At 73.7% G+C, this 9560-nt stretch carries 8 protein-coding genes; 5 read left to right on the forward strand and 3 right to left on the reverse strand.

Annotated features, from left to right (window positions below):
* Positions 1-185: 185 nt before the first annotated feature.
* Both LPU43_RS11575 and LPU43_RS11580 read left to right on the forward strand, forming a co-directional pair.
* Positions 186-683 (forward strand): ribbon-helix-helix protein, CopG family, encoded by a 498-nt coding sequence (locus LPU43_RS11575; protein ID WP_229400283.1) that lies wholly within the window; start codon positions 186-188, stop codon positions 681-683.
* A gap of 74 nt (positions 684-757) precedes the next feature.
* Complete coding sequence (locus LPU43_RS11580; RefSeq protein ID WP_229400284.1) at positions 758-1603, forward strand: DUF4097 family beta strand repeat-containing protein; 846 nt, start codon at positions 758-760, stop codon at positions 1601-1603.
* Positions 1604-1706: 103 nt separating this feature from the next.
* Here LPU43_RS11580 and LPU43_RS11585 read toward each other — a convergent pair whose 3' ends face one another.
* Entirely contained in the window at positions 1707-2702 is a 996-nt protein-coding gene (locus tag LPU43_RS11585) for an RICIN domain-containing protein (protein WP_229400285.1), read from the reverse strand.
* Positions 2703-3203: 501 nt separating this feature from the next.
* Here LPU43_RS11585 and LPU43_RS11590 point away from each other — a divergent pair.
* Positions 3204-3776: a CHAP domain-containing protein gene (locus LPU43_RS11590; RefSeq protein ID WP_229400286.1), complete on the forward strand. Its 573-nt coding sequence runs from the start codon at positions 3204-3206 to the stop codon at positions 3774-3776.
* A gap of 199 nt (positions 3777-3975) precedes the next feature.
* On the opposite strand, the gene LPU43_RS11595 is transcribed toward LPU43_RS11590, so the two are convergent.
* Positions 3976-4188 (reverse strand): hypothetical protein, encoded by a 213-nt coding sequence (locus LPU43_RS11595; RefSeq protein WP_229400287.1) that lies wholly within the window; start codon positions 4186-4188, stop codon positions 3976-3978.
* Positions 4189-4373: 185 nt separating this feature from the next.
* Complete coding sequence (locus tag LPU43_RS11600) at positions 4374-5915, reverse strand: NYN domain-containing protein (protein ID WP_229400288.1); 1542 nt, start codon at positions 5913-5915, stop codon at positions 4374-4376.
* 127 nt (positions 5916-6042) lie between these two features.
* Between LPU43_RS11600 and LPU43_RS11605 the strand changes: the two genes are divergently transcribed.
* Together LPU43_RS11605 and LPU43_RS11610 are read left to right on the forward strand one after the other, a co-directional pair.
* Positions 6043-7800: a DEDD exonuclease domain-containing protein gene (locus LPU43_RS11605; RefSeq protein ID WP_229400290.1), complete on the forward strand. Its 1758-nt coding sequence runs from the start codon at positions 6043-6045 to the stop codon at positions 7798-7800.
* Between the two features lie 129 nt (positions 7801-7929).
* Positions 7930-9560 (forward strand): RelA/SpoT family protein (locus tag LPU43_RS11610; RefSeq protein WP_229400382.1); only part of this gene is annotated, 1631 nt, incomplete at its 3' end.

Genomic DNA, 9560 nt, shown 5'->3' on the forward strand with positions numbered 1-9560 from the left:
CCGTGTCCGCATCATGCCGCCGCTCCTCCCGCCGTGGGGGCCCATCCTATTTGCCCGCCCGGCCGTGCTCCCGCCGGGCGTCCACGCCCGCCGTGCCGCCACGATGGCACCGCCTGACGCCATCATGACAGCATAAATCGCCAAACCGTCTTGCCATGACGCCATGATGATGCCACGATGGCGTCATGGACCTGACGACGTACGTCGAGAACCTTCGCAGCGAGCTGGCGGACGCCGCCGGGCTCGGCGGCGAAGAGGCCCGCGCCCTGGCCCAGCGGCTGACCGGCCCGATGGAGTCCGCCTTCCGGCTGGCCCTGCTGGAGGCGCTCTCCGCGGCGACGGCCGAGATCACCCGGGACCTCGCGCCGGGCTCGGTGGAGCTGCGGCTGCGCGGGCGGGAGCCGGCCTTCGTCGTGACGCCACCGCCCGCCGAGCCGCCGCCCGCGACGACCGAGGCCGCCGCGCCCCCGCCCGAGGTCGAGGAGGGCGCGCTGACCCGGATCAGCTTCCGCCTGCCCGACCAGCTCAAGGCCCGGATCGAGGAGGCCGCCGCGCGGGAGGGCCTCTCGGTCAACGCCTGGCTGATCCGGGCCGCCACCGCCGCGGTGCAGGCCCCCGCGCCGTTCCACCCCGCTGGCCGCGCCCCGCGCGGCGGGCAGCGCTACACCGGCTGGGCGCGGTGACCGGCGACCGCCGGCCCCCCGCCGGCCGACCCACCCTCCACGACGCCCACCGACCCGCCGACCAGGAGGCCCCCATGCCCACCTTCGACACCCCCGAGCCGATCCGGGCCACCATCGAGATCACCGTGGGCGCGGCCCGGATCACCGCCACCGACCGGGGCCGCACCGTGGTCGAGGTCCGCCCGACCGACGCCGCCGCCGAGGCCGACGTGCGGGCCGCCGAGCAGACCCGCGTCGAGTACGCCGACGGCCACCTGCTGGTCCGCGCACCGAGACAGAAGGTGTTGAACCTGTTCGGCAGGCCCGGCTCGGTCGACGTGACGGTCGAGCTGCCGACCGGCTCCCGGGTGCGGGGGGAGGCCGCGGCCGGCGGCTTCCACTGCGCGGGCCGGCTCGGCGAGTGCCGGTTGAGGACCTCCGCCGGCGACATCCGGGCCGAGCACACCGGCCCGCTCGACCTGACCACCTCGGCCGGCTCGGTGGAGGTGACCCGCGTCGACGGTCGGGCCGAGGTCAGCACCGGCTCCGGCCGGGTGCGCCTCGCCGAGGTCGACGGCCCCGCCGTGGTCAAGAACTCCAACGGGGAGACCTGGATCGGCTCCGTCACCGGCGACGCCCGGGTCAACGCCGCGAACGGCGACATCGCCATCGACCGGGCCCGGGCCGGCGTCACCGCCGCCACGGCCAACGGCGGCGTCCGGGTCGGCGAGGTCGTCGCCGGGCCGGTGTCGGTCGAGACCAGCCTCGGCCGGATCGAGGTCGGCATCCACGGCGACACCGCCGCCTGGCTGGACCTGCACACCCAGTTCGGCACCGTGCACAACCAGCTCGACCAGGCCGCCGCCCCGGCGGAGCACGAGCGGACCGTCGAGGTGCGCGCCCGCGTCTCCTACGGCGACATCGTCATCCGACGTAGCTGACCCACCGACGTCTACACGCGATTTTCCACCGACGAGCAGTGCAGGGCCGCAGGCCGCCGGCAGAACGGAGAGGGCATCGACCCGTGAAGCGCGTGTCGGACTCTCAGGAACTGATGTCGACCAGGAATTCCTGGTCCCCGTCACCGGTACAGGGTTCTTGCAATGCCTCGGCCTGCGGCGCCAGCTCGTTCCCGCGGATTCCGATACAGAAGGCGTCGGCGGAGGCCGGGCGCAGTCGGAAGCCGCCGGATACCGGTGTGTCCACCGCCTCGATCCGGAAGAGTTGACTCAGTCGGTCCACCCGGCAATCGCTCCAGGGGCTCAGCATGTCGGCCGCCGGACCACCGCTGATGACGGTGAGACAGCCGACGCCGTGCTGCGGATGACGCCACTTGATGTGGTACAGGTCGTTTCCCACCGACTTGAGAATCGTTTCGGGAGGCGTGGACCCTTCACACGGCCGCTGGACCGCTACCGGGTCCGGAAACTGTCGGGTGTGCTCGCGCCCCTCGCTCAGGCACAACTTCGGCGTGCGAGCCGGACGGATAACGGCGACGCTTTCCTCCGCGCCGAGCGTGAGGCGACGTGGAGCGGGCGTGGAGGTCACCGCCCCGCCGGACGTGTTCGGGCGGGGCGTCGGCGATTCGTCGGGTCGAGCGATCCAGGCGGCCATGGCGAGCAGGGCGACGAGACCTGCCACCGCCAGCGGAGCCCCTGACCCCTGGCGCAGGTGCTTCAGCCATGGACGAGTCGGTGCGGGCGGCACCGGATCCGGCTGCTGCGACGCCGAGGCCGACCCGGAAGGCGACACGGGCCCGGTGGCGGCAGCGGCGAGCCGGTCATGAGCGGCCAGCCAGGAATCGACGTGTTCCGGCCCCGCGCACGCCCGCACGAACGCGGCCAGCACCTCGGGCCTCGGCAGGGTCTCCCGACGCAGGATGTCCGCGACGGTGCTCCTGGGCAGGACGTCACCCGAGGCCGCCGCTCTCTCCTCCAACTGCCGGAACGTATAGCCGGAACTGTCTTTCAGCTGCCGCATGAGCTGCACGAACTCGGCCTCACCACGAACAGACTTCAGGGAATCGCCAAAGACGTCCATCAAGATTGATGATGCCGCAGTCGGCTGCGCCCATCAAGCCGCGAGACGACCGCCCGGACGACCGGCCGGACAAAGCCCCCCAGCAGCCCGGACAGCCGCGCCCCTGTCCCGGACAGGCGGAACCCTTGCCGGACAGATCCGACGGGGAAAACCTTGAGGCAACCGGAACACCCGACGAAGAAGAAGGGCAATGAGCATGCCGACGCCCCCCAGCCCCTGATCGACCCGCACCCGAGCAAGTCGTCCGCTGTGAAGTGGAGTCGAAACACCACCCCTCCGAACGGCCCACCTGTCAGTTGCCGAATTCAAGGCCATGGCCTTGGCTGACGCAGCCCTCGACACAACCGTTCGGGTGAGGGCCGGAAGAATTGCAGGCTGCTGGAACGGGACCGATTCCTTGTCGGGTGCGGGGCCGGCGGAAAACATTGGCCGGCATCCGCCGCAAGGCGGGGACCCACCAGTCGTTCAATTCGGGAAAATCATCAGAGTAGGAGAAAGCGCATGTCCTGGAATCCTTACCGATTGCTCGCCCCGTTGGCGCTCACGGCGGTGCTGCTCAGCGGCTTCGCGACCGGCGCCGCTCCCGTGCAGGCGGCCGAGCGGAGCGCCGCCCCGGTCGCGTCGGTGACCGCCTTCGCGGAGACGCCGCAGCAGAAGGCCGCCCGGCTCGCCAAGCCCTGCCAGAAGAGCAAGGTCACCCGCGGCGAGATCGTCTGCATCGCCAAGAGCCAGCGGAACATGAAGGAGTGGGGCAACAACTGCAACCCCTACGGCTGGTGCGACGCGTGGTGCGGCATGTTCGCCCAGTGGGTGATGAAGAAGGCGGGCGGCAAGTACCCCAGCGGATACGCCCTGGCGGCCAACTGGCGCAAGTGGAAGAAGGTCAAGACCCCCAAGCCGGGTGACGTCGCCGTCAGGTCCGACGGCCAGCACGTCGAGATCGTCGTCTCGGTCACCAAGAAGAACGGCAAGACGATCATCGGCAGCATCGGCGGCAACTCCGGCAACAAGGTGGCCCACCACCCGAACAACAACTACGCCCGCTGGACCTACCACCTGAACCCGGCGGTGTGAGCGTCCTTCGTCGGCGCCACTGAGCCGCGGAAGGCGACCTACCGGAGCACGAGCCGTAGGCCCCGGTGATCGGCTCGACGAGAGGTGAGGTTCCGGTGCCCGCTCGGGTGCCGGAACCTCACCGTCGTCGTCAGGATCCGGCTGATCACCGCGCGGGTGACCTCGGGCCAGGAGCAGCCCGCAACCACCCGGGGCCGGGCTAGGCGGCCCGACCGCCCCGGCCGGAACGCGGCCCGGCCGGGGCCACCCCCAGCACCTCCACGTCGAAGCCGGCCCGGGCGAACACCTCGATCGCCCGCAGCTCGGGGGCGTCGAGCGCGCCCTCGGGCGCGGCGGCGTCGAGCAGCACGGTCACCGGGCAGCCGGGACAGCCCGCGCCCCGGATGCCGCACCTGTCACAGTCGATCAGCATCGTTCCTCCTGAGCCGATGCGTCCGGTGGCGGGGCGGGGCGGGGTCCGGCGACCACCACGTTGCCGGGCCGCCGCCGGGCCGCCGGCAGCGCCCGGCCACCGTCGGTCATCCCGACGCTACGGCAGGGGTACGACAGAATCGGACAAGCGGCTCGCTCCGCCCCAGAACCGCTCAAGCGCCCCGGTCAGGAGCGGGCCAGCCGGCGCAGCAGCGAGTCCGCGCCCAGCGGGTACGCGCCGTGCCGGCGCACCCCGTCGGCGACCTCCCGGTCGGAGGAGACCACCACCACCGGGCGGCCGGACGGCTCGGCCCGCACCAGCCGCCGGATCAGCTCGTCGGCCGTCTCGCCCTTGTGCGAGAAGAGCACCCGCACGCCGCGCGGAGTGGGGGGCAGCCCGTGCACCCGCTCCGCGCCGTCGAAGACCACCGTGACCTCGTCGCCGGTCTGGGCGGCGATCCCGCCCAGCCCGGTGATCAGCCGCTTGCGCTGCTGCTCCAGGGACATCTCGCCGAAGCCGCGCTTGGTCACGTTGTAGCCGTCGACCACCAGGTGCGCCTTGGGCAGCGCGAGGAGCTGGTCGAGCCGGGCCGGGTCGTCGGTGTCCCGGGCGCGGGTGGCGGCCCTGGCCGGGGTGGCGGCCGGCTGTTCGGCGAAGGCATCGGCGACGAAGTCGGCGGGCAGCCGGTCGACCGGGTCGAGCGCCAGCTCGCGGCGCAGCCCCACGGCGGCCTGCCCGATGGTCTCCAGCAGCAGCCACAGCCTCGCGTCGTCGACCGAGCGGGCCTCCTTCGCGCTGGCCCGGGCGACGCCGGCCGCCGCCTCGGCCTCCGCCAGCCGGGCCCGGACCCGGCGCAGCTCGGCGTCCGCGTCGGCCGCCGCCCGGGCGGCCCGGCCCCGCTCGGTGGCCAGCAGCTCGCCGGCCTTGCGTTCCCGGGCCTGGGTCTCCCGCAGGCTGCGGGCGAGCTGGCGGCTCTCCTCGCGGAGCTGGCCCAGCTCCTCGCGGACCCGGGCCAGCTCGTCGCGGAGCTTGTCGGCCTCGACCCGGGCCACCGCCCGGTCGTGCTCGGCGCGGGTGGCCCGCTGCTCGGCCTCGCGGACCAGCTCGGCGACGACCGCGCTGTCCGCCTCGGCGCGCACCGCCGCGCCGCTGGCCTCGATCAGCTCCCGCCAGCCGCGCGGGCGGGCCAGGTACGCCAGGGCGGCCACCTCCACGGGGTCGGCCGCGGCCGGGGCGGTGCCCTCGACCACGGCGGCGCCGAGGTCGCCGGCGTCGGCCAGCACCCGGGCGGTGATCCGCTGCCGGAACAGCGGGTCGCCGGTGAGCTGGGTGGCGATCGCCGGGGCCCCGAGCCGGGCCCGCCGGTTGGGTGCGAACTTGGCCACCCGGCGCAGCGGCACGGGCACCTCGTCATTGGGCAGCACGGGCAGGACGGCGGCGGTGAGCGCAACGATCCGCTGGCGCACGGGCTCGGGAAGCGTCGGCTCCGGCTCGGGCTCGGCAAGCGCCGGCTCGGGCTCGGCAAGCGTCTGCTCCGGCTCGGCAAGCGTCTGCTCCGGTTGGGCAGGCGTCGGTTCCGGCTCGGAGGACGCCTGCTCGGGCTCCGGTCGCGTCGGCTCCGGCCCGGGTGCCGCCCCTACGGTGGGGACGTCCTCACCCGCGCGGGGCACGGGGCCGAGCGACTCCTCCGACGGGAGGTTGTCGTCGTACGGCTCGGTGAGGGGCATGTGGCAAGTCTCCCACCGCGACCGGGCCCACCGCCTAGTGAGTGAGCCGATCTCTCATCCTAGCCCCGTGGGGACGGACGGGGCCTGTGAGGCGCGAGTGTCGCACCGGGGGTCTAGCGTGCCCCGGGTGGCGGGAGCGGAGTACGTGCAGCAGGCGCTCGCCGGGCTGGACCAGCCGGCGGGCGCCGGGGTCGACCCGGCCCTGCCGCTGTACGCGACGACCTTCGTGGTGGTCGACCTGGAGACCACCGGCGGCGCGCCGGACGGCGGCGGCATCACCGAGATCGGCGCGGTGAAGGTGCGCGGCGGCGAGGAGCTGGGGGTGCTGGCCACCCTGGTCAACCCGGGCGTGCCGATCCCGCCGTTCATCACCGTGCTGACCGGGATCACCCAGGCGATGCTGGTCCCCGCCCCGCCGATCGAGCAGGTGCTGCCGAGCTTCCTGGAGTTCGTGGCCGACGCGGTGCTGGTCGCCCACAACGCCCCCTACGACGTCGGCTTCCTCAAGGCGGCCTGCGCGCGGCACGGCTACCGCTGGCCCAACCCCCGGGTGCTGGACACCGCGGCGCTGGCCCGCCGGGTGCTGACCCGCGACGAGGTGCCCAACCGCAAGCTCGGCACCCTCGCGGCGTACTTCCGCACCGCCACCCAGCCGACGCACCGGGCCCTCGACGACGCGAAGGCCACCGTCGACGTGCTGCACGGGCTCATCGCCCGGCTGGGCGGGCACCGGGTCGACACGGTCGGCGAGGCGATCGAGTTCGCTCGCGCGGTCACCCCCACCCAGCGGCGCAAGCGGCACCTCGCCGACGGGCTGCCGAAGGTGCCGGGGGTCTACATCTTCCGGGCCGCCGACGACCGGCCGCTCTACGTCGGCACCTCCGGCGACGTCGCCACCCGGGTGCGCAGCTACTTCACCGCCGCCGAGAAGCGGGCCCGGATCTCCGAGATGCTCGCGGCGGCAGAGCGGGTGGAGGCCGTCGAGTGCGCCCACTCGCTGGAGGCGGAGGTGCGCGAGCTGCGGTTGATCGCCGCGCACGCCCCGCCGTACAACCGGCGGTCGAAGTTCCCCGAGCGGATGGTCTGGCTCAAGCTCACCGACGGGCCGTACCCCCGGTTGTCGGTGGTCCGGTCGCTGGCCCCCGGCGACGACGCCTACCTCGGGCCGTTCGGCTCCCGGCGGGCGGCGGAGCTGGCCGCCGCCGGCTTCCACGACGCCGTCCCGCTGCGCCAGTGCACCCAGCGGCTGTCGCTGCGCGTGGTCAGCCCGGCCTGCGCGCTGGCCGAGCTGGGTCGCTGCCCCGCGCCCTGCGAGCACCGGATCACCCCGGAGGAGTACGACGACCGCGCCGTCGCCCCGTTCCGCACCGCCACCACCGCCGACCCGGGGGCCGTGGTGGACGCCCTGCTGGCCCGCATCGACGCGCTCTCGGCGGACCAGCGGTACGAGGAGGCGGCCGTGGTGCGGGCCCGGCTCGTGGCGGTGCTGCGGGCGACGGTACGCATGCAGCGGCTGGCGGCGCTGACCGGCATCGGCGAGCTGGCCGCCGCCCGGCCGGCCGCCCGGGGCGGCTGGGAGCTGGCGCTGGTGCGGCACGGCCGGCTGGCCGGGGCCGGGGTCTCCCCGCCCGGGGCGCACCCGCGCGCGACGCTGGACGCGATCCGGGCGACCGCCGAGACCGTCCTGCCCGGACACGGCCCGGTGCCCGCCGCGTCCGCCGAGGAGTCCGAGCGCATCCTGGCCTGGCTGGAGCGGCCCGAGACCCGGCTGGTGCAGATGTCCTCCGGCTGGGCCTCCCCCGTCGCCGGCGCGGGCCGGTTCCGTGACCTGCTCAGCAGGGCCGAGGGCGCCGCGTCCCACCAAACATCGACCGAACGCCCATGACCAAGTACCCGATCGGACGACCTCGACTCCGCTTAGGCTGTTAAGGAAGTGCAGTACTGCCCGTTTCGTGGGCCTGCTCCCGCTTGCCGTGCCCGGTGACCGTGGGGCCGGGGTGAGGAGGTGTCCCTCGTGGACGTCGACGCCGGACGCGGCGCCGCCCTAGGGGGCGCGCTCCCGACCCAACCGGGCGACCTGCCCCTGGCCCGGCGACTGCGGTCGCTGCTGAGCTGGCCGAACACGGAGACAGACCCGGTCACCCAGATGATCCGCACCCACCGGGCGATCCACCCGGGCACGGAGCCGTCGATGCTGCGCCGGGCGTACACGATCGCGGAGAACATGCACCGCGGGCAGTTCCGCAAGAGCGGTGAGCCGTACATCACCCACCCGCTCGCGGTCGCCCAGATCTGCGCCGAGCTGGGCATGGACGCCACCACCCTGGTCGCGGCGCTGCTGCACGACACGGTGGAGGACACCCGCTACACCCTCCAGGCCCTCGCGGAGGACTTCGGCGGCGAGGTGGCCCACCTGGTCGACGGGGTGACCAAGTTCGACAAGGCGTTCTACGGCAAGGCCGCCGAGGCGGAGACCACCCGCAAAATGATCATCGCGGCCGGCAAGGACGTCCGGGTCCTGATCATCAAGCTGGCCGACCGGCTGCACAACATGCGCACCCTCGGGGTCCGCTCGGCCGCCTCCCGGGAGCGCATCGCCCGCAAGACCCTGGAGGTACTGGTCCCGCTCTGCGACCGGCTCGGCATCCAGACCCTCAAGCGCGACCTGGACGACGTGGTGCTGCTGCACCTGGAGCCCGAGGAGCACGCCCGCATCGCCCGGTTCGTGCACGACCGGCCCGGCTGGGACGCCTACCTCGACGACGTGGTCGCCAAGGCGCGGGTGGCGCTGCGACGCGACCGGGTCGACGCCGAGGTGGCCGCCCGGCCCCGGCACCTCTACTCGATCTGGAAGGACACGGTCGCCGGCGGCCACGCCACCCCGTACGACCTGCCCCGCATCGTCATCGTGGTGGACGGCCCGGCCACCGACTGCTACGCGGCCCTGGGCGCGGTGCACTGCCTCTGGCGGCCCGTCCCCGGCCGGTTCAAGGACTTCATCGCCTCCCCGAAGAACAACCTCTACCGCTCCCTGCACACCACCGTCTGCGGCCCGAAGAACCGCACGGTCGAGGTGCTGATCCGCACGCAGGAGATGCACCGCTCCGCCGAGTACGGCATCGCCGCGGAGTTCCGCTTCCCGCGCGCCTCCGGGGCCGCCGACGCCCGCGCCCAGCAGCTCGACTGGCTGCGCCGGGTGCTCGACTGGGAGCAGGAGGCGCCCGACCCGGCGCAGTTCCTGGAGTCGCTGCGCTGCGACCTCGCGGAGGCGCAGATCCAGGTGCTTGTCGAGGGACGGCAGGTCGTGCTCCCGGCCGGGGCCACCCCGGTCGACGTGGCCTACGAGCTGGGCCCCGACCGGGGCGAGCGATGTCTGGCCGCCCGGATCAACGGCCGGCTCGCCCCGCTCGCCTCCGAGCTGGAGGAGGGCGACGTGGTGGAGATTTTCACCGAGCCCGACGCCGAGACCGGCTTCGAGGCCGAGGCCGCGCCGCGCGGCCCCCGCCGCGAGTGGCTCGGCTTCGTCAAGTCGCCGCACGCCCAGATGCAGATCAACCGCTGGTTCGCCGAGCACACCGAGCCGGGCATCTCGATCGCCGACAAGGTGCGCCTCGGCCGGGCCACCATCGGCCTGGCGCTGCGCAA

The sequence above is a fragment of the Micromonospora okii genome (assembly GCF_020884795.1).
GTDB classification, from domain to species: Bacteria; Actinomycetota; Actinomycetes; order Mycobacteriales; family Micromonosporaceae; genus Micromonospora; species Micromonospora okii.

What these genes read in the sequence shown, in the direction of transcription:
- LPU43_RS11595 (WP_229400287.1), bottom strand. Translation starts at nt 4,188, where the DNA reads ATGCTGATCGACTGTGACAGGTGCGGCATCCGGGGCGCGGGCTGTCCC.
- LPU43_RS11575 (WP_229400283.1), top strand. Translation starts at nt 186, where the DNA reads ATGGACCTGACGACGTACGTCGAGAACCTTCGCAGCGAGCTGGCGGAC.
- LPU43_RS11600 (WP_229400288.1), bottom strand. Translation starts at nt 5,915, where the DNA reads ATGCCCCTCACCGAGCCGTACGACGACAACCTCCCGTCGGAGGAGTCG.
- LPU43_RS11580 (WP_229400284.1), top strand. Translation starts at nt 758, where the DNA reads ATGCCCACCTTCGACACCCCCGAGCCGATCCGGGCCACCATCGAGATC.
- LPU43_RS11585 (WP_229400285.1), bottom strand. Translation starts at nt 2,702, where the DNA reads ATGGACGTCTTTGGCGATTCCCTGAAGTCTGTTCGTGGTGAGGCCGAG.
- LPU43_RS11590 (WP_229400286.1), top strand. Translation starts at nt 3,204, where the DNA reads ATGTCCTGGAATCCTTACCGATTGCTCGCCCCGTTGGCGCTCACGGCG.